Source organism: Rhizobium sp. SAFR-030, assembly GCF_059415005.1.
In genome coordinates this window covers 261815-285781 of record NZ_JBPFDO010000003.1, presented here as the reverse complement: position 1 = coordinate 285781, position 23967 = coordinate 261815, and the positions used below count along the sequence as shown (strand labels likewise).

The 23967-nt window shown below is 63.8% G+C and carries 22 protein-coding genes; 3 read left to right on the top strand and 19 right to left on the bottom strand.

What is annotated here, in order from left to right; translation table 11 throughout:
- Positions 1-5 precede the first annotated feature (5 nt).
- The 3 genes from ACR65N_RS10905 to ACR65N_RS10895 form a co-directional block, all read right to left on the bottom strand.
- Complete coding sequence (locus tag ACR65N_RS10905; RefSeq protein ID WP_440457018.1) at positions 6-887, bottom strand: 50S ribosomal protein L11 methyltransferase; 882 nt, start codon at positions 885-887, stop codon at positions 6-8.
- An 87-nt stretch (positions 888-974) separates the two neighbouring features.
- Positions 975-1574, bottom strand: a complete 600-nt coding sequence (locus ACR65N_RS10900) for an SCO family protein (RefSeq protein WP_440457017.1) — start codon at positions 1572-1574, stop codon at positions 975-977.
- Between the two features lie 174 nt (positions 1575-1748).
- Entirely contained in the window at positions 1749-1904 is a 156-nt protein-coding gene (locus tag ACR65N_RS10895; RefSeq protein ID WP_430303972.1) for a hypothetical protein, read from the bottom strand.
- 192 nt (positions 1905-2096) lie between these two features.
- Here ACR65N_RS10895 and ACR65N_RS10890 point away from each other — a divergent pair, with 192 nt between their 5' ends.
- The gene (locus ACR65N_RS10890; RefSeq protein ID WP_430303973.1) at positions 2097-2561 is read left to right on the top strand and encodes a chemotaxis protein CheW; all 465 of its coding nucleotides are present in this window, start codon (positions 2097-2099) and stop codon (positions 2559-2561) included.
- 93 nt (positions 2562-2654) lie between these two features.
- Here the strand turns inward: ACR65N_RS10890 and ACR65N_RS10885 are convergent, their stop codons facing one another.
- The 10 genes from ACR65N_RS10885 to ACR65N_RS10840 all read right to left on the bottom strand — a co-directional run bounded on the left by ACR65N_RS10885 (position 2655) and on the right by ACR65N_RS10840 (position 15188).
- Positions 2655-3146, bottom strand: coding sequence for a CreA family protein (locus tag ACR65N_RS10885; protein WP_440457016.1), 492 nt, complete (start codon positions 3144-3146; stop codon positions 2655-2657).
- Between the two features lie 93 nt (positions 3147-3239).
- Positions 3240-3830 carry a 3'-5' exonuclease gene (locus tag ACR65N_RS10880; protein ID WP_440457015.1) on the bottom strand — a complete coding sequence of 197 codons (591 nt, stop codon included), beginning with the start codon at positions 3828-3830 and terminating at the stop codon, positions 3240-3242.
- An 82-nt stretch (positions 3831-3912) separates the two neighbouring features.
- Complete coding sequence (gene ligA / locus ACR65N_RS10875) at positions 3913-6072, bottom strand: NAD-dependent DNA ligase LigA (RefSeq protein WP_440457014.1); 2160 nt, start codon at positions 6070-6072, stop codon at positions 3913-3915.
- Positions 6073-6174: 102 nt separating this feature from the next.
- A complete protein-coding gene (recN, locus tag ACR65N_RS10870; protein ID WP_440457013.1) occupies positions 6175-7848 on the bottom strand; it encodes a DNA repair protein RecN in 1674 nt (557 codons plus the stop codon).
- 11 nt (positions 7849-7859) lie between these two features.
- A complete protein-coding gene (locus ACR65N_RS10865; protein ID WP_430303978.1) occupies positions 7860-8726 on the bottom strand; it encodes an outer membrane protein assembly factor BamD in 867 nt (288 codons plus the stop codon).
- 186 nt (positions 8727-8912) lie between these two features.
- Entirely contained in the window at positions 8913-9866 is a 954-nt protein-coding gene (gene lpxC, locus ACR65N_RS10860; RefSeq protein WP_430303980.1) for a UDP-3-O-acyl-N-acetylglucosamine deacetylase, read from the bottom strand.
- Positions 9867-10129: 263 nt separating this feature from the next.
- A complete protein-coding gene (gene ftsZ, locus ACR65N_RS10855) occupies positions 10130-11926 on the bottom strand; it encodes a cell division protein FtsZ (RefSeq protein WP_440457012.1) in 1797 nt (598 codons plus the stop codon).
- Positions 11927-12013: 87 nt separating this feature from the next.
- Complete coding sequence (ftsA, locus tag ACR65N_RS10850; RefSeq protein ID WP_430303983.1) at positions 12014-13345, bottom strand: cell division protein FtsA; 1332 nt, start codon at positions 13343-13345, stop codon at positions 12014-12016.
- Positions 13342-14274, bottom strand: a complete 933-nt coding sequence (locus ACR65N_RS10845) for a cell division protein FtsQ/DivIB (RefSeq protein WP_440457011.1) — start codon at positions 14272-14274, stop codon at positions 13342-13344. The genes ftsA and ACR65N_RS10845 overlap by 4 nt, the downstream gene beginning before the upstream one ends.
- Positions 14262-15188 (bottom strand): D-alanine--D-alanine ligase, encoded by a 927-nt coding sequence (locus tag ACR65N_RS10840; protein ID WP_440457010.1) that lies wholly within the window; start codon positions 15186-15188, stop codon positions 14262-14264. The genes ACR65N_RS10845 and ACR65N_RS10840 overlap by 13 nt, the downstream gene beginning before the upstream one ends.
- A 267-nt stretch (positions 15189-15455) precedes the next feature.
- Between ACR65N_RS10840 and ACR65N_RS10835 the strand changes: the two genes are divergently transcribed.
- Positions 15456-16760: an MFS transporter gene (locus tag ACR65N_RS10835; protein WP_430303987.1), complete on the top strand. Its 1305-nt coding sequence runs from the start codon at positions 15456-15458 to the stop codon at positions 16758-16760.
- Positions 16761-16861: 101 nt separating this feature from the next.
- Here the strand turns inward: ACR65N_RS10835 and ACR65N_RS10830 are convergent, their stop codons facing one another.
- Positions 16862-17230 (bottom strand): VOC family protein, encoded by a 369-nt coding sequence (locus tag ACR65N_RS10830; RefSeq protein WP_440457009.1) that lies wholly within the window; start codon positions 17228-17230, stop codon positions 16862-16864.
- Between the two features lie 72 nt (positions 17231-17302).
- On the opposite strand from ACR65N_RS10830, the gene ACR65N_RS10825 reads away from it, so the two are divergent.
- Positions 17303-17749 (top strand): MarR family winged helix-turn-helix transcriptional regulator, encoded by a 447-nt coding sequence (locus ACR65N_RS10825; RefSeq protein WP_440457008.1) that lies wholly within the window; start codon positions 17303-17305, stop codon positions 17747-17749.
- Between the two features lie 139 nt (positions 17750-17888).
- Here ACR65N_RS10825 and murB read toward each other — a convergent pair whose 3' ends face one another.
- From murB to murD, 5 genes are read right to left on the bottom strand one after another with little or no spacing between them, the layout of a single operon-like run.
- The gene (gene murB, locus ACR65N_RS10820) at positions 17889-18863 is read right to left on the bottom strand and encodes a UDP-N-acetylmuramate dehydrogenase (RefSeq protein WP_440457007.1); all 975 of its coding nucleotides are present in this window, start codon (positions 18861-18863) and stop codon (positions 17889-17891) included.
- On the bottom strand, positions 18860-20275 hold the full coding sequence (gene murC, locus ACR65N_RS10815; protein WP_440457006.1) for a UDP-N-acetylmuramate--L-alanine ligase: 1416 nt from the start codon (positions 20273-20275) through the stop codon (positions 18860-18862). The genes murB and murC overlap by 4 nt, the downstream gene beginning before the upstream one ends.
- A complete protein-coding gene (gene murG / locus ACR65N_RS10810; RefSeq protein ID WP_440457005.1) occupies positions 20272-21393 on the bottom strand; it encodes an undecaprenyldiphospho-muramoylpentapeptide beta-N-acetylglucosaminyltransferase in 1122 nt (373 codons plus the stop codon). Before murG ends, murC begins: the two co-directional genes overlap by 4 nt.
- 7 nt (positions 21394-21400) lie before the next feature.
- The gene (gene ftsW / locus ACR65N_RS10805; protein WP_430303995.1) at positions 21401-22555 is read right to left on the bottom strand and encodes a putative lipid II flippase FtsW; all 1155 of its coding nucleotides are present in this window, start codon (positions 22553-22555) and stop codon (positions 21401-21403) included.
- Position 22556: 1 nt separating this feature from the next.
- The gene (gene murD, locus ACR65N_RS10800) at positions 22557-23963 is read right to left on the bottom strand and encodes a UDP-N-acetylmuramoyl-L-alanine--D-glutamate ligase (protein ID WP_430303996.1); all 1407 of its coding nucleotides are present in this window, start codon (positions 23961-23963) and stop codon (positions 22557-22559) included.
- Positions 23964-23967 lie beyond the last annotated feature (4 nt).

The following is a 23967-nucleotide window of genomic DNA, read 5'->3' as shown; positions in this document are numbered from 1 at the left end:
GATGCTCAGCGCGCGTGCCGCAGATGGATGGTTACCCAGCCATTGCGCCAGATGGTCTCGACATGCGCCAGACCGGCACCACTATAGGCGGCGATCACCTTCCACCGCTGACTGGCGAGAATGCCCGACAGGATGACGTCGCCGCCGGGCGACAGGTGCATCGCCAGCTGCGGCGCCATGCGCATCAGCGGCCGGGCGAGAATATTGGCGATGATCAGATCGAACGGTCCGTGGCGGCGGAACGACGAGGAATGAAAGCCCGGCGCCGTTTCCAGCGTGATGCCATGCCCGATGCGGTTCAGGCGGACGTTCTCCGCAGCCACCCGCACCGCCACCGGATCGATATCAGTTGCCAGCACCGGGATCTTGCGCAGCTTCGCGACCGCGATCGCCAGCACGCCGCTGCCGGTGCCGAGATCGAGCGCGTTGCGTGGCGGGTGCGCGCGCATGACCTTGGCGATCATTTCCAGGCAGCCAGACGTGGTGCCGTGATGACCGGTGCCGAACGCCTGGCCGGCATCGATCTCGATCGGCAGGTCGCCATTGCGGATCTTGTCGCGGTCATGCGATCCGTGGACAAGGAAGCGACCGGCACGGACAGGCTTCAACCCTTCCAGCGACTTGGCGATCCAGTCGATATCCGGCAGCACCTCCCGTTGGATCTCCAGCTCCGGATAGCCTGCGGCGATCGTGGCGGCAAACCGCTCGTGCACATCCGCCTCGTGCGCCTGCAGCAGGTAGACGGACGCCTCCCACCGGTCGGCCTTTTCGTCGACCTCGGTGGTGCCGATGGCGAGATCCTCTTCGCCGAAGCACAGCGTCAGGAGTTCCAGGATATCTTCCGATTCCCGTTCGGTGACGGTGACGTAGAGGCGGATCTCACTCAAGGTCGGTTCTTCCTGCGGCTGCGTTGGCTGATGGCAGCCATGCCACAAAACCTTTCACCGCATCAAGTTCGACGAGCCCGTGGCGGCTCATCCTTTGACGAGGTTCTCGAGTTTCTTCAGAGCCGTCTCCTCATTTTCGCCATAGGCGATCGTGCCGGCGAACCGGCCGCCATTGTCGAGGAGGAAGACCGACGCCGTGTGATCCATCGTGTAGTCGCCGTTCGGCGCCTTCTCGTCGACCGGCACCTTGCGAGCGTAGACCCGGAACCCCTTGACCATCTCGCCGACCTTGACCGGGTCACCCGAAATGCCGACGATCCGGTCGCTGACATTGGAGACGTAGCGACCGAGCACATCCGGCGAATCCCGCTCGGGATCGACAGAGATGAAATAGGCGTTCATCCTGGTTCCGTCCGGATCGACCTTGTGCAGCCAGGCGTTGAGCTCGAACAGCGTCGTCGGGCAGACTTCCGGGCAATGCGTAAAGCCGAAGAACAGCGCCGTCGGCTTGTCCTGGAAGGCCTTCTCGCTGATCGGCTTGCCATCCTGCGCCACCAGCTGGAACGGCACACCGAACGGGCCCTCGGCGATATCCTGCTTCGATCGGGTCATCTCGTAGGTGAGCCATCCGAGCACCCCGGCCATCACGGCAACGGCGACCCAGAGAACGGTACGGACGGTTTTCATGATCGGGAAATGCTCCTGAGCAAATGACGGCAACTGGGGGCGGCAAGGGTAACGGCAAAGATCCGTGCAAGCCTTAGGCTGCCGGGTGCGCGGCTTCAAATCAAATCGACGGAGAGCGCCAGAGCGCGCCGATTTGTCCCAGAGCGATGGCGCCCCGGCGACAGGAGCGCCGCCTCACATGCACCAGGAGGCGAGGCTTTCCGACATTGCCAGGAAGATCGCAGAACCGTTGCGGATCCAGCCGTAGACGGCGGCACTCAGCACCGCCGAGAAGAGCAGCAGGCCAATCAGCCAAAACGGTAGTGATTGGTACTTTCCAGAGGATTCCATCGATGCCGGTTCCGCGTGGCTACGCTTGCGTGCGCCAAGCATACTACGGCTTAGCGAATGTTTAACCCTTGTTTGCGAGAGTTTTTCCAACCGAGGTGATCCGCTGGCGCATGATGGCGCACGTCTGCAGGCGATGAAGAGGGTTACCGGCTCCGTCTCCAGCCATCACCGCAGATTGGGAAAGTTTCGATCATGACCAACGCACTCAAGCAGTCCGGAGCCTATCTCGAGATCGTCTCCTTCCACCTCGGCGATCAGGAATTCTGCATCGACATCATGGCGATCCGCGAAATCCGCGGCTGGGCCCCCGTCACGCCGATGCCCCATACGCCGCCCTACGTCCTCGGCCTCATCAACCTGCGCGGCGCCGTCATCCCGGTCATCGACATGGCCTGCCGCCTCGGCATGAAGATGACCGAACCGTCGGAGCGCGCCGCGATCATCGTCACCGACATCGCTGGCAAGCTGGTCGGCCTGCTGGTCGAGCAGGTGTCCGACATGATGACGATCAAGAGCGAGGACCTGCAGCCGGCGCCGGAGATCATTCCGGAAGCACAGCGCGCCTTCTGCCGCGGCATCGTCGCACTGGAAAAGACGATGGTCTGCTTCCTCAACCTCGACACCGTCATCGCCGACGAACTGGCGCAGGCCGCCTGACAGCACGTAGAGCGTGCCGATAGGAAGCCCCGGTTTGACCGCCGGGGCTTTTTCATGTGCGTCGAACGGATAGATCGTTGGATGCGGCGACGCTCAGTTCGGTGCGCCGTTCGTCCATTTCGGGCTCTGGTTGAACAGGGGCACCGTGGAGATCGCCATCTTCGCCGAGCCGTCGGTCAGCTGGCGTGAGTTGACCAGGTAGATGAGCGTGTCGTTGGTCTTGTCGTAGATGCGGTTAACGACCAGCTTCTTGAAGATCAGCGACATGCCCTGGCGAAACACTTCCTCGCCGTCCTGCGACATGTCGATATCGCCGATCTCGATCGGCCCGGTCTGGCGGCAGGCAATGGAATTGTTCGACGGATCTTCAAACCAGTTGCCGTTCTTCAGCCGATCCAGCACGCCGCGATCGAAGTAGGTGACATGGCAGGTTACGCCCTTCACCTTCGGATCGTTCAGAGCATCGACGATGATGTCGTTGCCCATCCAGTCGACGCCGACCTTGCCGACGACTTCGGCGGACGCGGGTCCGCACAGGACCGCAAGAGGAAGGGTCGCGGCAAGAGCGAGGGAAGCGAGGCGCATGGAAATTCTCCGGGTCAGCGATTGCCCTTGAGATAAGGAGCCGGCCGCTTTTTACAACGTCATCACCAACCGTCGGTCTGGAGCCCTCAACCGTCAGCGCATGCGCAGCGTGCACGGGGCGTAGCCGCCGGCGTAGAGGCGTCCCATCGTCATGCCGATCCGGGCGGGGATCTCATGGGCATGCGCGGCACCGACGGAGCGCGCGATCGCCAGGGTCGCCTCGGCGCAGATCTTGGCATCCTCGGCAGCGTTGTGGTGCGCGAATGTCAGGCCGAGATGGTGGGCAAGCACGTTCAGCCGATGCGACGTCAGGTGCGGCCAGACATTCTTCGCCATCTTGACGCTGCAGAGATAGGAGAGCTCGGGATACCCCTGGCGGTAGAGATCGAGGCAGGCACGCCAGACGCTGAAATCGAAGGAGGCGTTGTGGGCGATCATCGTCGCACCGCGAAAGTCGTCGAGGAACTCGTCCATCACCTCAGGGAACTCGCCCGCATCCTCCACATGCTCGGGACGGATGCCGTGGATGGCGATGTTGAACGACGAGAACCGCATGTCGCGGGGCCGGATCAGCCGCTCCTCGACCCGCACCACGCGACCATCCTCGATCCACGCCAGCCCCACCGAACAGGCACTGCCGCGCTGCTCATTGGCAGTCTCGAAATCGATGGCGATGGTTTTCAAGGGGAGGTCCCGGTTGGCTCTGGAGCTGCTTTTACCGATCGGCGACTGATTCGGCAAAGCGTGGGCTCCACGTTGCCAGCCCTCACCCGCCGATCAGCGCCAGCCACTCGTCCTCGTCCATCGTCTGGACGCCGAGCTCAGCCGCCTTGGCGAGCTTGGAGCCCGCACCCGGGCCTGCCACGACGATGTCGGTCTTCTTGGAGACCGATCCGGCGACCTTGGCGCCGAGGCTTTCAGCGCGTGCCTTGGCCTCGTCTCGGGTGAACTTCTCCAGCGCGCCGGTGAACACCACGGTCTTGCCGGCGACCGGGCTGTCGGATGCCGCGACTTGTTCGGCCGCCTTCGGTGTCACTTCTTCCAGAAGTCGCGTCACCACCTCGATGTTGCGCGGCTCCTTGAAGAACTCGACGATGGCGCGCGCGACGATCTCGCCGATCCCCTCGATGTTGTTGAGGTCCGTCCACGCGTCTCCGGAAAGATCCGCCGCCTCCTTCATCGACTGATTGAAGGCCTCGTAGGTGCCGTAGTGCCGGGCCAGCAGCTTTGCCGTTGTTTCGCCGACATGCCGGATGCCGAGCGCGTAGATAAAGCGGTTGAGGGCAATCGAGCGCCGCTCGTCGATCGCGTCGAACAGCTTCCTGACGCTGACCCGGCCAAAACCCTCGATATTCTCGAGCTTGGTCAGGCTCGACTGCTCCTGGCGCTTCTTCAGCGTGAAGATATCGGGCGCCGTGCGGATCTGCAGGGCCGGATCCTCGGCCTCGAAGAAGAAGTCCACCTGCCTCGAGCCCAGCCCCTCGATGTCGTAGGCATTGCGGGAAACGAAATGCTTGAGGTGTTCGGTCGCCTGTGCCCGGCAGACAAAACCGCCGGTGCATCGGGTCACCGAATCGAGCTTGCCGCTCTTCTCGTTCTTTTCCCGCACGGCATGGCTGCCGCAGACCGGGCACTTCTTCGGAAACATGTAAGCGCTGGCATCGGGCGGGCGCTTCTCCATCACCACGTCCAGCACCTGCGGAATGACGTCGCCTGCCCGCTGGACGATCACCGTATCGCCGATGCGGATATCGTGGTCCTCCGGCCGGATGCGGTCGCCGGAATTGCCGATGCCCTTGATGTAGTCTTCGTTATGCAGCGTCGCGTTGGTGACGACCACGCCACCGACGGTGATCGGTGTCAGCCGCGCCACCGGAGTGAGCGCGCCCGTGCGCCCCACCTGGATGTCGATGTTCTCGACGGTGGTGAACGCCTGCTCGGCGGGGAACTTGTGCGCCGTTGCCCAGCGCGGCGAACGAGAGCGGAAGCCGAGGCGGCGCTGAAGCTCCAGTTCGTCGACCTTGTAGACGACGCCGTCGATGTCGTAGTCGAGTTCCGGCCGCTGCAGCCCGATCTCGTGGTAATGCGCCAGGATGTCCTCGACCGAGGTCAGCCGCTTCATCAGCGGATTGACCGGAAAGCCCCATTCCTTGAATTTTTCCACCATGCCCATTTGGGTGTCGGCCGGCATGTCGGACATGTCGCCCCAGGCATAGGCGAAGAATTTCAGCTTGCGGCTGGCCGTCACCTTCGGGTCGAGCTGGCGCAGAGACCCGGCCGCCGTGTTGCGCGGGTTGACGTAGGTTTGCTTGCCTTCCGCCTCCATCTGCGCGTTGAGCGCCAGAAAATCGCTCTTCGCCATGTAGACCTCGCCGCGCACCTCGACCACTGCCGGAGCCCCGGCGGGCAGCTTCTGCGGAATTTCGCTGATGGTGCGGATATTGGCGGTGACGTTCTCGCCGGTCGTCCCGTCGCCGCGCGTCGCAGCACTGACCAGGCGACCCTTCTCGTAGCGGATTGACATCGACAGGCCGTCGATCTTCGGCTCGGCCGTGAAGGCGATCGAACCGTCCGGGAGACGACCGAGGAAGCGATAGACGGCGCCGACGAAATCGGCGACGTCATCATCCGAGAAGGTGTTATCAAGCGACAGCATCGGCCGCGCATGGGTGATCTGTGCGAAGGCAGCGAGCGGCGCCGAGCCGACCCTCAGCGTCGGGCTGTCGCTGCGCTGCAGGCCCGGAAAGCGCGTCTCGATCGCATCGTTGCGACGCTTCAGCGCGTCGTAGTCTGCATCCGGGATCTCCGGCGCGTCGCCTTGATGGTAGAGCACATCATGGCGGGCGATCTCGCTCGCCAGAAACTCCAGCTCCGCCGCCGCCTGGTCTTCAGTCAGATTTTCAACGGGCGTTTTATCGGCGGCCATGGTGATCGACTCCTCGCGAGCTGCAGAGTCGTTTTCTAGAGCTTTTTATCGGGATGAAAAGAGTGTGCCGGCTGCCTGCAGAGCTGGAGGAGCGCTAAAAGTTCAACCGCGTCCGGCAAGCAGGCTTGCGGCAGCAGCCCGTGCCTCGTCGGTGACAGACGCGCCGGCAAGCATGCGGGCGATCTCTTCCGTCCGGTGTTCCGGCGACATGGTGGCGACCCGCGTGGCGATCTTGTCCGACCCGTCGCCGGCCGGTCCTTTGGAAATCAGCAGATGCGTGGCGGCGCGCGCCGCCACCTGCGGTGCATGCGTGACCGACAGCACCTGCACCTTGTCCGACAGCCGCTTCAGCCGCTGGCCGATGGCATCCGCCACCGCACCGCCGACGCCCGTGTCGATCTCGTCGAAAACCAGCGTCGGTGCCGAGCCGCGATCAGCGAGCGCCACCTTCAGCGCCAGCAGGAAGCGTGACAGTTCGCCGCCCGAGGCGACCTTCATGATTGGACCGGGGCGGGTTCCCGGATTGGTCTGCACGTGGAACTCGACCGTATCGATGCCCTCGGCGCCGGGATTCTGCGGATCGGCCGAGACATTGACCATGAACCGCGCCCGCTCCAGCTTCAGAGCCGGGAGCTCTGCCATCACCGCCTGCGCCAGCGCATCGGCGCCGCGATGACGTTTCTCGGAAAGCACGAGTGCGGCGCGATCGAATTCGGCCTTGCTTGTCTCGGCCGCCTGCTCAAGCTGGCCGAGCCGTTCTTCGCCGGCATCGAGATCGGCCAGATCGGCGATCATCTTTTCGGCGAGTGCCGGGAGATCGGCGACGGCAACCGAGTATTTGCGGCCGGCGGCGCGAAGCGCGAACAGCCGCTCCTCGACGCGCTCCAACTCGCGCGGGTCGAACTCGGTGCGGCGCAGTGCGGCTTCCGCCTCCATCTGCGCGCTGGACAGGATGTTGAGCGCCTCGTCGAGCAGCTGCACCGTGTCTTCCAGCAGGCCGGGCGCTTCCTGGCTCTTGCGCTCCAGCCGGCGCACCAGCGAGGCGATGAGCGGCACAGGCGAGGCATTGCCGTTCAGGAATTCGCACGCCTCGGCAATATCGCCGGCAATGCGCTCGGACTTCTGCATCCGTGCACGCGCTTCGGCCAGCTCGTCTTCCTCGCCGTCGCGCGGGCTCAACCCTTCGAGTTCTTCGACGGAGGCCCGCAGGTAATCGGCCTCGCGGGCAGCCGCCTCCACCTTGGCGCGATGGGTCTTCAGCAGCCGGTCGGCATCACGCCACTGGCGATAGAGAGCAGAAACCTGGCCGACCTCGTCGGTCAGCCCGGTGAAGGCATCGAGAAGTGCCCGGTGCGCATTGATATCGACCAGCGCCCGATCATCGTGCTGGCCATGGATCTCGACCAGCAAAACACCGGCCTGGCGCATCATCTGCACGCTGACCGGCTGGTCGTTAATCGAAGCCTTGGTACGGCCATCGGCCGATTGCACGCGCCGGAAGATCAGGTCGCCGTCATCATCCAGTCCGTTCTCGCGCAGCAGCAGGCGCGCGGCATGACTGGCCGGCACGTCGAACACAGCCGTCACCTGGCCACGCTCCAGGCCGTGACGCACGAGACCGCCATCGCCGCGGCCGCCAAGCGCCAGCGACAGGCTGTCGAGGAGGATGGATTTGCCCGCCCCGGTTTCGCCCGTCAGAACCGACAGGCCGCTTTCGAAGGACAGGTCCAGCCGCTCGATCAAAACGATGTCGCGGATCGACAACTGGATGAGCATGCGAACCCTATTCAGGAGCCAAGCAGTCGGGCCCCGGCACGAGAGATCCACGAGCCGCTGTTCTCGCGCGGCTCCAGGCCGCCGCCCTTCAGCAGCTTGTAGCTGTCCGCGTACCACTGGCTGTCGGGATAGTTACGGCCCAGCACGGCAGCTGCCGTCTGCGCCTCTTCCGTCACGCCGAGCGCATAGTAGGACTCGACCAGCCGGGCGAGTGCCTCTTCGACCTGATTGGTCGTGCCGTACTGCTCGACGACGACGCGGAAACGCGAAATCCCGGCAAGGTACTCCTTGCGCTCCAGATAGTAGCGGCCGACCTGCATCTCCTTGCCCGCGAGCTGGTCGCGGGCGAAGCGGATCTTTGCCTGCGCGTCCTCGACATATTCCGACTTCGGAAAGTCGGTGACGACCTTCTGCATCGCGTCGATGGTGCTGCGGGCGAACTTCTGGTCCTGCGTCACATCGGCGATCTGCTTGGAATAGGACAGGCCGACGAGATACTGGACATAGGCGCTGTCGTCAGAGCGCGGATACTGCTTGAGGTAGCGGTTGCCGGTCTGGATGGCGTCGTCGTTCTTGCCGAGGCGATACTTGGCATAGGTGCTCATCACCAGCGCCTTGCGGCCCCATTCGGTGAACGGGTTCTGCTTTTCGATGGAATCGAACTTGCGGCTGGCTTCGGTGATGTTGCCGGCCTTCATGTTGGCCAGGCCCTGATTGTAGAGCTGCTCCGGCGGATCGGTCGCCAGGCCGAGCTTGGTGATATCGACGTCCGGATCGGACTGGCACGAGGTCACGGCGATGCTGGCGGTCACCATCAACAGTGAAACTGCTGCGATCCGCGCCGCATTCGTCATTCCAACAGACTTCGTCTCAGTCATTCGACAGTTCCCGATTGCCACGCGATAGTACATCGTCCGCCCAGGTTGGCGTTCTAGCCATAAAAGAAGCGGGAGAGCAACGCAATGATGGTGCTTTGACGCATTTTTGTGGCACCGGCACAAGGCTTGCGGCAAAAAGAAAGGCCGCCTCAAGGAGGCGGCCTAGGCGGACTGGACTGTGAAATTTTAGCCGACCCAGGGTGCGAATTCCGGGGCGCTGACGGCGACGAATTCGCGGGCTCGGACCCGCTGGCTGCGCACCGGTGCCTCGACCACTTCATAGGCGGTACGATCGTTGAGGAGCGCCTTCAGGGCGTTGGCGTTCATCTTGTGGCCGCCACGATAGGAGCGGTAGCAGCCGATGAACTGTGCACCGGCCAGCGCCAGGTCACCCACGGCATCAAGCGTCTTGTGGCGGACGAACTCGTCGGTATAGCGAAGGCCTTCGACGTTGACGACCGAGTTGTCGTCCGAGATGACCACCGAGTTTTCAAGCGAAGAGCCGAGAGCGAAGCCGGCCGCCCAGAGGCGCTCGACGTCGCGCATGAAACCGAAGGTGCGGGCCCGCGACAGTTCATCCCGGAAAACCTGAGCGGTCAGATCGCCCTTCCAGGACTGGCGGCCGATCAGCGGCGAATCGAAATCGATCTCGACTTCGAAGCGCGTGCCTTCGTACGGGCGGAACTCGGCCCAAGACGCACCCGAATCGATGCGCACCGGCTTCAGAACCCGAATGTAGCGGCGCTTTTCGCCAAGGTTGACGACGCCGGCCTGCTCGATGGCTTCGATGAAGGGGAAGGACGAACCATCCATGATCGGCATTTCGGCGCCATCGACGTCGACGACGACGTTGTCGAGGCCCAGCGCGTAGAATGCCGCCATCACGTGCTCGATCGTTGCGACCGAACGCGACAGCGACGTGCCGAGCACGGTGCAGAGATCGGTATTGCCAACCTGCGAGGATACGGCGCGGTATTCGACGGTCGAGCCATCGGCGAAGCCGCGGCTGAAGATAATGCCAGTACCGGCTTCCGCCGGCTGAAAGGTGATCGAAACCGGGCTACCCGAATGGACGCCGATGCCGGAAAGCGTAACCGGCGAAGCGATCGTCGTTTGAAAACCCAAAAGTCCGATAGTCATTACGTTAGCCTTTTTACTGCCGGGCCGGGCCGCATGACCGGTCCAGGACCCTTTTTGAGATCCGCTGCGGCGCATCGCCGATTCTCGGACCCTCTTGGTGGTTCGTACATACGGCGGCAGGCGCCTCAATCCAAATCACTGTTCGTTTCGAATTGTTACGATCGTGACGGTTCTCGGATTTCAACACTTTCAGGTAACGCTCTGTCTGAATGCAGAAAACCCGGGACGATGCCCGGGTCTTCAAGATTACCAACTCTGTAACGTCAGGTGGACTGGCGGCGCAGGAACGCCGGGATTTCCAGCTGGTCATCCTCATGCTGCGAGGAAGACGGAACACCGCGACCGTGATCATCGAGATTGCCGCGGCGCGGAGCGTAGAGGCTGGCTTCCGGCGACAGCGGGCGACGCTGCTGCGAGGCTGCGGCAGGTGCCGAGGTCATTTCCGCAGAAATGCCTTCGTCTTCGTCGCGACGGCCAAGCGAATTGGTGATTCGCTTCAGCAGACCCATCGGACCGCGCTCTTCTGCGGCGTGATGCATCGGCTGCGTACGCTGTTCCATCTCCGCCTTCACCACCGGCGGAAAATCTTCCACCTTCGGCATGCGGACCTGCTCGACCGCCTGACGGATCATCGGAGCCGCAGGTTCGACGGCAGCCATCCGCGGAGCCGGCTGCGGTGCAGCCATCTGCTGGGGCTGCGGCGCCTGGTAGGCAGGCGCTGCGTGGTAGACCGGCGCCAGCTGCGGAGCCGGAGCCGGCCGCTGCTGGACGGGTTCTACCGGGGCTGCAGCCTGGAAAAGGCGGCTCTGCGGGCGGAACTCTTCCTGCACGGGCATCGGTGCGGGCTGCTGAGCGACCGGCTGCGGTGCCGGTGCGACAGCCTGCGGAGCCGGTGCCGGGATGGCGAGTTCACGTTCCATCTGGGCTTCTGCCTGACGGATGGTTTCAGCGACCGGATCAACCGGGACGGTGCGGGGTGCCTGCGCCATTGCAGGCTGGAATGCGGCCGGAGCCGGAGCAACGGCCGCCGAAGGACGGATAAGCGGCTTCTGGGCTGCGCGCATTTCGGCTGCACGCAGGTCGTTTTCGGCCATTGCGCGGTCGATGCCGGTGGCAACGACGGAAACGCGGATGACGCCTTCAAGCGCTTCGTCGAAGGTCGCGCCGAGGATGATGTTGGCGTCCGGATCGACTTCTTCGCGGATGCGGGTTGCGGCTTCGTCGACTTCGAACAGCGTCAGGTCGCGACCGCCGGTGATCGAGATCAGCAGGCCCTGAGCGCCCTTCATCGAGGTTTCGTCGAGCAGCGGGTTGGCGATTGCGGCTTCCGCAGCCTGCATTGCACGGCCCTGGCCGGACGCTTCGCCGGTGCCCATCATCGCGCGGCCCATCTCGCGCATCACCGAACGAACGTCGGCGAAGTCGAGGTTGATGAGGCCTTCCTTGACCATCAGGTCGGTGATGCAGGCAACACCCGAGTAGAGAACCTGGTCGGCCATCGCAAACGCGTCGGCAAACGTGGTCTTGTCGTTGGCGATGCGGAACAGGTTCTGGTTCGGGATGACGATCAGCGTATCGACCGTCTTCTGCAGTTCCTGGATGCCCATTTCGGCCAGACGCATGCGGCGGCCGCCTTCGAAGTGGAAAGGCTTGGTGACGACGCCAACGGTCAGGATGCCCTTGGAGCGTGCCGCCTGGGCAACGACCGGAGCCGCGCCGGTGCCGGTGCCGCCGCCCATGCCGGCGGTGACGAAGCACATGTGGGTGCTGGACAGATGATCCATGATCTCGTCGAGGCATTCTTCAGCGGCAGCCCGGCCGACTTCCGGCTGCGAGCCAGCGCCGAGGCCTTCCGTCACCTGGACGCCCATCTGGATGATACGTTCGGCCTTCGACATCGTCAGGGCCTGGGCATCGGTATTGGCGACGACGAAATCGACGCCTTCCAGTCCCGCGGTGATCATGTTGTTGACTGCGTTGCCGCCGCCCCCGCCAACGCCGAAGACGGTGATCCGAGGCTTCAGCTCGGTAATGTCCGGCTTTTGCAGATTGATGGTCATCTTAACCGTTCCTTCTTTCTCTGGCCGCCTCGCCAAGCTGGCCAATTCTCTAAACCTAAGCCGACACCCTTGCCCGAAGCTAATGCGTCAGAAACTTTCCTTCAGCCACTGCCCGACACGGGCGATGCGGCTATTGCCTGTTCCGAACCCGGTCAGGAGACCGCCCTGCCCGGCATGTGTTTCCATTTCCGCCACCTGCGGATAGATCATCAGGCCGACTGCCGTGGAGAAGGCCGGGCCCTTGGCTGCCGTCGGCAGTCCGGAGACCCCCATCGGCCGGCCGATTCGAACGTTGCGGGCCAGGATCCGGCGCGCCGTTTCCGGCAGGCCGGTCAACTGGCTTGCACCGCCGGTCAGCACGACGCGCTTTCCGACGATCGGGCTGAACCCGGACTTCTGGATCCGGTCGCGGATCAGTTCGAGCGTCTCTTCCAGACGCGCCCGGACGATCCGGGTCACCAGCGCGCGCGGCACCTGAGTCGGCTGGTCGCGGTCGTCTTCGCCGATCGGCGGGACGGAAATAAGGTCGCGCTCGTCGGCGGCAGAAGCGATTGCCGAACCGTGAACCACCTTCATCCGCTCGGCGTCCTCGATACGGGTCGAAAGGCCGCGCGCCAGGTCGGTCGTCACGTGATGGCCGCCAAGGCCGATCGCGTCTGTGTGCACGAGCTTGCCTTCGGCAAACACCGAGATCGTTGTCGTGCCGCCGCCCATGTCGATGGCGGCGCAGCCCAGTTCGACCTCGTCGTCGACGAGAGCGGCAAGGCCGCTTGCGTAAGGCGTCGCCACCATGCCCTCGACGGACAGATGAGCGCGGTTGACGCAGAGCTCGATATTCTTCAGCGCCGCCCGTTCGGCGGTCACCACGTGCATGTCGACGCCCAGCAGGTCGCCGTACATCGCGAGCGGATCGCGGATGCCCCGCTCGCCATCCAGCGAGAAGCCGGTCGGCAGCGAATGCAGCACGGCGCGATCCTGACGGAGCGACTGGTGGCTTGCCGCCATCAGCACCTTGCGCAGATCCGAGCTTTCGACTTCCTGGCCGCCGAGATCGATGGTCGCGGTGTAGACGTCGCTGGTCAGACGGCCGGCGGAAACGTTGACGATCAGGCTGTCGACGGTAAGACCCGCCATCCGCTCGGCAGCATCGACGGCCAGCCGCACGACGCTTTCGACCGCGTCGAGATCGGCGATCACGCCAGACTTGACGCCCCGCGAACGCTGGTGACCGATGCCGATGACCTCGACGTTATGGGTGCGACCCGGCAGGATCTGGCTTTCCTTGCGCGGCGTCAGGCGGCCGATCATGCAGACGATCTTGCTGGAGCCGATATCCAGTACCGACACCACATGCGAACGCTTCGACGGCAGCGGCTTCAAGCGCGGCAAACCCAAACCGGAAGAACTGAACAAGCTCACGTCTGGCCTCCCGCCTTCTTGAGCGCCTTGGCACGTGCCGCCAGCGCCTCTCCCCGCCGCTCGGCGGCACCTGCGGTCAGCCGAACCGTCGTGCGGTCGGCCAGACGCAGATCTATTCCTGCGATATCACGCTCCAGCACACCCTCCTGGGCCTCGAAACGCGACAGAAGGCCAAGCGCCTCGTCGACCTTTTCTTCCGGCAGATTGATGACGATGCCGTTGTCCAGATGCAGATCCCAGCGACGGCCGGCGACGCGCACATAGGCGCGGACCCGGTGACGGATATCCGGCCACTTTTCCATTTCCTTGTCGAAGACGGCGGCCGCAGTCTCGGCGTCGCGTCCGACGAACAGCGGCAGCGACGCGAACTTGTTGTCGCGCAGCGGCGCGATGACCGATCCGTCCTTCTCGATCAGCGACAGTTCCGAACCGTGCTGCCAGATGCCGAACGCCTCGCGCTCCTTCAGCGTCACCTCGATGGTGCGCGGATAGAGCTTCCTAACCTCGGCGCTTTCGACCCAGGGCAGATCGGAAAGCTTCAGCCGTGCGGCCTCGACGTCCATCGATACCAGGGAGGTCGTGCCATCCAGGCCGAGGAGCTGCAGGATGTCGATTTCGGAAGTCTGGGCATTGCCGGAGACCATAACCTTTTCAATGGCAAAGCCGGCAGCTGACGTGGTGGCCTGAGCAACATCCTTTGCGTGACCGCCAAGCGACATGCCGTAGAGGCCCACAATGCCGAACATGGCGAATACGGAAACCGTGCCCGCATGAGCCGGAACATGAATACGGCCGGTCGCCAGCGATACACAGAAGCGCACGACGCGCCGCATCGGGCGCGGCAGAACCATCCGCTCGTCGGATCCCATTGCAGCATGCGTCGGGCGGCTGCCGGCGGCAGGCCCACGTTTACCAATCACCGCAAACACGAAGCGTCCTCCACCATCCAGCGGACGAGATCACCAAAGCCACGGCCGGCATGCGCCGCCATTTCAGGCACCAGGGAGGTTGGAGTCATACCCGGCTGGGTGTTGACCTCGAGCCAGATCAGCTCGCCATCCTCGGAGAACCGGTCGTCGAAGCGGAAGTCCGAACGACTCACTCCCCGACACCCCATCGCCTGATGCGCCTTGACTGCCAGTGTTTGAATCTTTTGGTAAATATTTGGTAAAATATCTGCCGGAATGACATGCTTCGAGCCACCGGCGGCGTACTTTGCATCATAGTCGTAGAAGGTGCCGGACAGCGGCACGATCTCGGTTACGCCGAGTGCCTGGTTGTCCATCACACCGCAGGTCAGTTCGCGGCCGGCGACATACCGCTCGACCATCACCCGGTCTCCGTAGCGCCAGTCGGCGGAACCGAGAACCTGCGGCGGGTGCGACTGCCCTTCGCGAACGATCACCACGCCGAAGGACGAGCCTTCGCTGACCGGCTTCACGACATATGGCGGCTCCATCGGATGCTCGGCACCGATCGCGTGGCGGTCGAGCTCGAGGCCCGGCGCCACGGGGATCCCGGCAGCGGCCGCAACTGCCTTCGCCCGCGACTTGTCCATCGCCAGCGCGGAGGCCAGGACGCCCGAATGGGTGTAGGGGATCTGCAGATATTCGAGGATGCCCTGGATGGCGCCATCTTCGCCGAAGGGTCCGTGCAGGGCATTGAAGGCGACGTCAGGCCTAAGGTCTGCCAGAACCGCTGCGACGTCCCGGCCGACATCGACCCGCGTTACGCGAAAACCTTCCGCCTCGAGGGCCTCTGCGCAGGCGGCACCGGACGACAGGCTGACAGGACGCTCGGAGGAAAGCCCGCCCATCAGAACTGCCACATGCCTACCACTCATCGAAACGCTCCTCGAAAATGACGGGACTTAAGCCCCGGCGCTTGCGTCAACCTGATTCCTGCGCAGGTTCATTAGAGAGCAGACATGGTTAATGAATCGTTTACTTTCGTTAACTTCACGCTGGTGGCGGCACGCTACGCTGCCCTCTGCCCGGCTCGGATCGCCCGCGAACCAAGGCAGAATGAGGGTTTGCGCGTTCTGAAAATTACGCTAAGGAGCGCGCGGACCTTCTTTTAGATCCGCTTTAGAACCTCAGTGGATAACAAAATGACCCAAGCGATGCACACCGTGTCGTCGTCCGCCGAGCCGTTGGTACCTGTTGCAAAGAATTCACCTGCACAAGTCCTGACGGCCAGTCTGGTCGGCACGACGATCGAGTTTTTCGACTTCTATGTCTATGCGACGGCCGCGGTGCTGGTCTTCCCGACGCTTTTCTTCCCGAACAGCGATCCGACGACCGCCCTCCTCGCCTCTTTTGCAACCTTCTCCATCGCCTTCTTCGCCCGTCCCTTCGGCGCCATCGTGTTCGGCCACTTCGGCGATCGCATCGGCCGCAAGACGACGCTTGTCGCGGCACTCCTGACGATGGGCATCTCGACGGTGGTGATAGGCCTTCTGCCGACCTACGAGCAGATCGGCGTGATCGCGCCGCTGCTTCTGGCCGTCTGCCGCTTCGGCCAGGGCTTCGGCCTCGGCGGCGAATGGGGCGGAGCCGTGTTGCTCGCAACCGAAAATGCGCCTCCGGGCAAGCGCAGCTGGTACGGCATGTTCCCGCAGCTCGGCGCGCCGCTCGGTCTCTTCCTGTCCTCTGGCATCTTCTGGCTGCTGCTGCACGTGATGTCTCAGGAGGCGCTGCTCAGCTGGGGCTGGCGCGTTCCGTTCATCTCCTCGACGCTGCTGATCGTCGTCGGTCTCTGGGTCCGCCTCTCGATCACCGAGACGCCGGCCTTCCAGAAGGCGATCGACAGCCATGAGCGCGTTGCCGTGCCGGTCGCGGTGCTGTTCCGCAAGTACAAGCGCAGCCTGGTGCTCGGCACGTTCGTGGCGCTCGCCACCTTCGTGCTCTTCTACATCGGCTCGGCCTACCTGCTCTCCTACAACGTCAAGGTCCTGAAGATCCCGTTCGTCGATGCGCTGGAAGTCCAGCTTCTCGGCTCGATCGTCTTTGGCCTGTTCATCCCGATTGCCGGCAAGCTTGCCGACCGGGTTGGACGGCGTGAGCTGCTGATCGGCGTCACCGTACTGATCGGGCTGTTCTCGTTCGCACTGCCGACGCTGATGACCAGCGGCGAAACGATGATCTTCGTCTTCTCGGCCGCCTCCATGGCGCTGATGGGCGTGACCTACGGCCTCATCGGAACGGCGCTCGCTGCACCCTTCCCGACGGCCGTGCGCTACACCGGTGCATCGATCACCTTCAACTTCGCCGGAATCTTCGGCGCCTCGCTGGCGCCCTATATCGCGACGTGGCTGCAGGGCACCTACGGCATGACCTATGTCGGCTACTATCTCGGCCTGTCGGCAGTCATTACGCTCGCCTGCATCCTGCTGTCGGGCAAGGAAGAAGTCTGAGTCCAGCCGGAATCGAACTGACGGGAAAGCCCGCGAAGCCATTGGCCTCGCGGGCTTTTTTCATGGCGGATAGGCCAGGAACGCTCCATGCGAGATCTCGCTCAGGCCGAGACGGTATGCGCGGTGATCGTGTAGCCAAACGGATCGACGAAGGCGAAGTACCGTCCGAACGGACCGTCCTTTGGCGGGAAAGCGATGCGCACATTATGCTCGCACAGATGCGCGTGCAGTTCGTCGGCGTCATCGCAGCCGAACCAGAGCGCGATCCCGACGCCGAGCTTCTGCGTATCGTCAAGGTCTTCGATCGGCGTGCGGACGGCAAACGGGATGGGCTGCGTTTCAAAGACGACAGCACCCGGAGGCGCTTTCGCCGACGGCGTCAGTCCGACAACGTCCTGGTAGAAGCGACGGGCCGCTTCCAGGTCCTTCGTCTGGATGCCGATGAAGTCTGGTCCGATGAGTCGCGCCATGAGCTGTCTATCCTTTTCAAGCCTGAACCGATAATGTCAGGGTACTGACATTAATAATGTAAGGGCCCTGATATGTCCAGCCTGATGGATCCGCCGAAGGACGATACCTACCGCTCGATCGGGTATGCGCTGAAGCGCGCGCAGCAGGCGCTGCGCGGCCACCTCGACACGCAGCTTCGGGACGTCGGACTGACGATGCCGCAATATTCGGTGCTTGCCGGGTTGGAAGTCAGTGCCGGCATGTCGAATGCCGATCTGGCGCGGCGGGCCTTCGTGACGCCGCAGACGATGCAGGCGATCATCGTGACGCTCGAGAAAGCCGGCCTCATCGAGCGAATGGCGCATCCGGAGAATGGCCGGATTCGCCAAACGGAACTCACGCCGGCGGGGCGGTCAGCTCTGAAGGCGGCTCATGAGATTGTCGCAGATGCAGAAGTGCTGGCCCGCGCCGCCGTTGCGCCAAGCGATCCCGAGATCATCTACGCGGCCCTGCTGCGCATTGCGGACGCCATGCGCTGAGCGTGTCCGCGCCTTCATGAAGCAGGACGGTGCTGCTTTTTCGCAGTGGGAAGGTGGTCAGACAGTTCGGAATGGCGCTTGCTGTCAGCCAGGTCCGTTCAGGAAACGCACGTCTCCAAGAACGGACCTGTCCGTCGTTTTATTCGGTCGTAACGCCCTGGAACGGCTTCACCTCACGCCCCGGCATGAAGATGCCGAGCCGCTTGATTTCCCATTCCAGCTTGATCCCCGAGGTCTCGAACACCCGCTGGCGTACCATCTCGCCGAGATATTCCAGGTCATAGCCGGTGGCGTGGCCGATATTGATCATGAAGTTGCAGTGCAGGGATGACATCTGTGCGCCGCCGTTCATCAGCCCGCGGCAGCCGGCCTCGTCGATCAGTTCCCAGGCGGAATGGCCGGCCGGGTTCTTGAACGTCGATCCGCCGGTCTTCTCCTTGACCGGCTGTACCGTCTCGCGATGATGACGCACTGCGTCCATCTCGGCGCGGATCTTGGCGCGGTCGTCGGCAAAGCCCTCGAAGACGGCATGCGTGAAGATCAGGTCGGCAGGCGCTGCCGAGTGACGGTAGCTGTAGCCCATCTCGTCCTTGGTCAGCACGTGACGCTCGCCCTTGCGGTCCATCGCATGGATCTCGACGACGCGCGCCGCCGTCTCGCCACCATTGGCGCCGGCGTTCATCTTCAGAGCCCCGCCGATCGACCCGGGAATGCCGTAATAGAAGGCAAAGCCGCCGACACCATTGTCCATCGCCATCGCGGCGATGTGCTTGTCCGGGCAGATGGCACCGGCCATGATGCGGTTCTCGCCGACCAGTTCCAACTGCCCGAACCCCTTAGCCGAGAGCCGCAGGACGACGCCGGGAATGCCGCCGTCACGCACCAGCAGGTTGGAACCGACGCCGACTACCGTCAGCGGCACGTCTTCAGGCAGAAGCTTCAGGAAGGTTGCAAGGTCGTCCGCATCGTGCGGCTGGAACATCAGTTCAGCCAGACCGCCGGCCTGGAACCAGGTGACACGCTCCATCGGCGTATCCGGCGTCAGCCGGCCGCGCAGTGCACTGTCGCCCGGGCCCAGAGAGGCCAGCAGCTTTTCCCCATTCACCTGCTTCATGAACCCAGTCCCGATATGCCTTCAAGTTCCTTGGGCAAGGCTGCTGCCCATTGCGTGATGTTGCCGGCCCCGAGGAGAACGACGAAATCGCCCGGCTTGGCGATGCCGGCGACGATGCCGGCAAGCTCCGACGGGCTCTCCATGTAGCGCGCGTCGCGATGGCCGCCGGCGCGGATCCGCGAGACCAGCGTCTCGGAGTTGATGCCCTCCATCGGCTCTTCGCCGGCCGCGTAGACCGGTGCCAGGACAATGCTGTCGGCATCGTTGAAGCAGGTGACGAAGTCCTCGAACAGGCTCGAAAGGCGACTATAGCGATGTGGCTGATGAACCGCGATGACGCGGCCCTGGCAGCTCTCGCGCGCAGCTCTCAGAACGGCGCGGATCTCGACCGGGTGGTGCCCGTAGTCGTCGAATACCGAAACGCCGTTCCAGGTGCCGGTGAGCGTGAAGCGGCGCTTGACGCCGCCGAACGAGGCGAGGCCCTTGCGGATCGCCTCTTCCGAGATGCCGAGGCGATTGGCGACGGCGATCGCAGCCGTTGCATTGGAAATGTTGTGGCGACCCGGCATCGGCAGGGCGAGATCATTGAAGGTGAACACGCGACCGGTGCGCCGGCGACGGATCTCCACGTCGAAGATGGCACGCGTACCTTCCATGCGAATGTTGGAAAAGCGCGCATCCGCCTGCGGGTTCTCGCCGTAGGTGATGATCTTGCGGTCTTCGATCTTCCCGACAAGCGTCTGCACTTCCGGATGGTCGATGCACAGCACGCCGAAGCCGTAGAACGGCACGTTCTCGACGAACTGCCGGAAGGCCGCCCGCACCGCATCGAAATTGCCGTAGTGGTCCAGATGCTCCGGATCGATGTTGGTGACCACCGCGACGTCGGCGGGCAGCTTCAGGAAGGTACCGTCCGATTCGTCGGCCTCCACCACCATCCACTCGCCCTCGCCCATGCGCGCGTTGGTGCCATAGGCATTGATGATGCCGCCGTTGATGACGGTCGGATCGAGCCCGCCGGCTTCCAGCAGCGTCGCCACCATTGAGGTGGTCGTCGTCTTGCCATGCGTGCCGCCGATGGCGATCGCATTGCGGAAGCGCATCAGTTCGGCCAGCATTTCGGCGCGACGCACGATCGGCAGCGATTTTTCACGCGCCGCGACGAGCTCCGGATTGTTCTTCTTGATGGCCGTCGACACGACGACGACTTCGGCCTCGCCGAGGTTCTCCGGCTGGTGACCGACAAACACCGGAATGCCCTTGTCGCGCAGCCGCTGGACATTGGCGCCGTCCGACTGGTCGGATCCCTGGACCCGATGGCCGAGATTGTGCAGCACCTCGGCAATGCCGCTCATGCCGATGCCGCCAATGCCGATGAAATGGACGAGGCCGATGGCCTTCGGCATCTTCATGCCTTCACTCCTTTGAATTCTGCAATCGTCTTGCCGTTCGCCATAGCCTCTACCATGTCGCCGAGCAATTGCGTGGCGTTGGTCCGCGCCCGTCCCTTCGCCGCCGCCGCCATATCGGCAAGCCGACCGGGATCCGACAACAATTCGGTGAGGTCGGCCGCCAGGCTTTCCGGCGTGATGGTCGGCTGCCGCCGCATCAGCGCAGCGCCGGCCTCGACGAGGATCTGCGCGTTATGTCCCTGGTCGTCGTCCAGCGAATGCGGTAGCGGAACCAGGATAGACGGTCGACCGACGACTGCCAACTCCAGGACAGTCGATGCACCCGACCGCGACAGCACGAGGTGGGCATCGGCGACCCGAACCGGGAGGTCGGAGAAGAAAGGAGCGATTTCGGCCGTTGCGCCGAGCCTGTCATATTCGGCCTTCAGCGCCGCCTCATCCTCCGGCCGCGCCTGCTGCGTCAGCACCAGGCGGCTGCGCAATGCCGGATCGAGCAGCGCGATTGCCGACGGCACCATCTCGGAAAAGAAGCGCGCACCCTGGCTGCCACCGAACACGACAAGGCGCAGCGGGCCGCCCGGCAGCGGCGTGTCATAAGGCTTCTCGGCCGCCACCAGCACCGAAGATCGCACCGGATTGCCGGTTTCGACGATCTTTGCCGCATGCGGACCGGCGACCGGCAGAAAGCCGCCGGCGATCGCCTGGACACGCGAGGCGAGTGCCTTGTTGGCGCGTCCCATCACCGCGTTCTGCTCGTGGATCATCGACGGTACGCCGAGGCCGGTCGAGGCCAGCAGCGGCGGGATCGTCGGATACCCGCCGAAGCCGACGACGACGCGCGGCTTCACCCGCTGGATCACGCGTCGGGCGGTGCGCATGCCCTTCCACAGGGTCAGCAGCACGCGCAGCACCGCGACCGGGTTCTTGGATCCGAAGGTGGCCGAGGGCACGACATGGATCTCGTCCGCCGGAAATGTCCCGGCGAGTTTCTCCGCCCGCCTGTCGGTCACCAGATGCACGGAAAAGCCGCGGTCGCGCAGCTCGTGCCCCAGCGCCTCGGCCGGAAACAGATGGCCGCCGGTTCCCCCGGCGGCAAGTAGGATAAGTCCCTTGCTCATATGGTCCCTATTCTGCCGGCACGCCGTGCGAAACGCGGAACAGGCTGCGCTCCTGGGCGCGCTTTTCCGGCCGGTGACGCGTCAGCGCCAGGATGAAGCCTGCGGTCACGCCGATGGCAATCATCGACGAGCCGCCATACGAGATCAACGGCAGGGTCATGCCCTTGGCCGGCATCAGCTCGAGATTGACGCCGACATTGATCATCGACTGGATGCCGATCTGCAGCACGAGGCCGGCGACGGCAAAGCGGTTGAAGTCGTTGCGTTCACGGTAGGCGTGGCTGAGCCCGCGCACGACGATGAAGGCGAACACCGCCACCAGCGCCATGCAGAACAGGATGCCGAACTCTTCGGCCGCCACCGAGAAGATGAAGTCGGTATGGCTGTCCGGCAGGATGCGCTTGACGACGCCTTCCCCGGGTCCCTGGCCAAACCAGTCGCCGCGGATGATCGCCTCGCGGGCGGTGTCCACCTGGAACGTGTCGCCCTCGCCGGTCATGAAGCGGTCGATACGGCCGGCAACGTGCGGAAAGATGTAGTAGGCCGACACCAGACCGCCGACGCCGAGGCCGCCAAGCAGGATGATCCAGATCCACGGCATGCCGGCCATGAAGAACATCGCGCCCCAGACGGCGCTGGTGAGGATCGTCTGGCCAAGGTCGGGCTGTGCGACGAGCAGCGCACCGACGATGGCAAACAGGATGATGGCAAACAGGTTGCCGGGGATTTCCGGCTGACGCGCGTGCTCGGCAAACAGCCAGGCGCAGACGACGATGAAGGCCGGCTTCAGGAATTCCGAAGGCTGGATCGACAGGCCGGCAATCGAGAACCAGCGGCGCGAGCCCTTGATCTCGACGCCGAAGAACAGCGCCAGCACCATCATCAGGATTGAGGCCACAAGCAGAATGACGGCTGCGCGGCGAACCTGGCGCGGCGTCAGGAACGACAGGCCGATCATCACCATCAGCGATGGCGCAAGGAACAGAGCGTGGCGCTTGACGAAGTGGAAGGGCTCGAGCCCGATGCGCTCCGCAACCGCCGGCGACGCGGCAAACGACAGCATGAAGCCGATGCCCATCAACAGGACGAACGTCGCCAGAAAGAAGCGGTCGATGGTCCAGAACCAGTCTGCGAGCGGTCCCCTGTCTGCGCGACTTACCATATCACTTCCCCTTTTCCGGCTCGACGAGCATGGTCACCCCATCCAGGCCTGCGACAAGCGACACGAATTGCTCGCCGCGGACCTCGAAATTCCTGAACTGGTCGAAGCTGGCGCAGGCCGGCGACAGCATCACGACGCAGTCGCCACCGTGAGCCTGGGCATCCGCCGCGGCATGGGCGACAGCCCTCTCCAGCGTACCGGAGATCTCGTAGGCCACCGCTTCACCGAGCGTTGCGGCAAACTCGGGCGCCGCCTCTCCGATCAGGTATGCCTTGACGATATGCGGGAAGAGTGGCGCGAGGCTTGCGATGCCGCCGGACTTCGGCAGGCCGCCGGCGATCCAGTAGATCCGGTCATAGCTCGAAAGTGCCGGTGCCGCGGCATCGGCATTGGTCGCCTTGGAATCATTGACGAACGTTACCGCTCCCGCACGACCGACCGGCTGCATCCGGTGCTTCAGCCCGGGAAAACTCTGCAGGCCGCGTCGGATATCGTCGCTCGAAACGCCGACGGACAGGCAGGCCGCGATGGCGGCCGTGGCGTTCTGCGCGTTGTGCGAACCTCTCAAGGTCGCAATCCCGGCAAGGTCTGCGACCGTTTCCGCGGTGCCGTCTTTGGCCAGAATGATTTCGGATCCCTGCGCAAAGAGGCCATCGGCCAGCACGCTGCGGCGCGAGATCCGCGTGACTGCGACGCCTGCCCGCTCCAGCCGGTCGGCGATCAGGCCCGAATGGCTGTCGTCGACCCCGACGATCGCCGTCCGGCTGCCGGCCACCAGCCGCTCCTTGACCTCGGCATAGTGCTGCATCGTGCCGTGGCGATCGAGATGATCCGGCGTCAGGTTGAGCAGGATGCCGGCCGTCGGGTCGATCGTCGGCGCAAGGTCGATCTGGTAGGACGAGCATTCGACAACGTAGAACCGCTCCGCCTGCGGCGGGTCGAGCGTCAACACGGCGGTGCCGATATTGCCGCCCAGCTGCGTATCGCGGCCGCTCGACCGCAGGATGTGCGCGATCAACGCCGTCGTCGTCGATTTGCCGTTCGTCCCGGTAATGGCGATGAACGGGCAGTCGGGCGCATGGGCCCGCCGCTCGCGGACGAAAAGCTCGACGTCGCCGATGATCTCGACGCCGGCGGTGCGGGCGAGATCGACCGTCCAGTGCGGCTTCGGATGGGTGAGCGGCACGCCCGGCGACAGCACGAATGCCGATTGCGATGACCAGTCGATGCCGTGCAGATCCGCCGTGGCGATGCCCTCGGCCTGCGCCTTGGCGACGCTGTCGGGATTGTCGTCCCAGGCCGTGACGTCCGCCCCGCCGGCCACCAGCGCCTTGGCGGTCGCCAGACCCGACCCGCCAAGCCCGAACAGCGCGACCTTCCTATTCGAGAACGTCGTGACCGGGATCATCGCT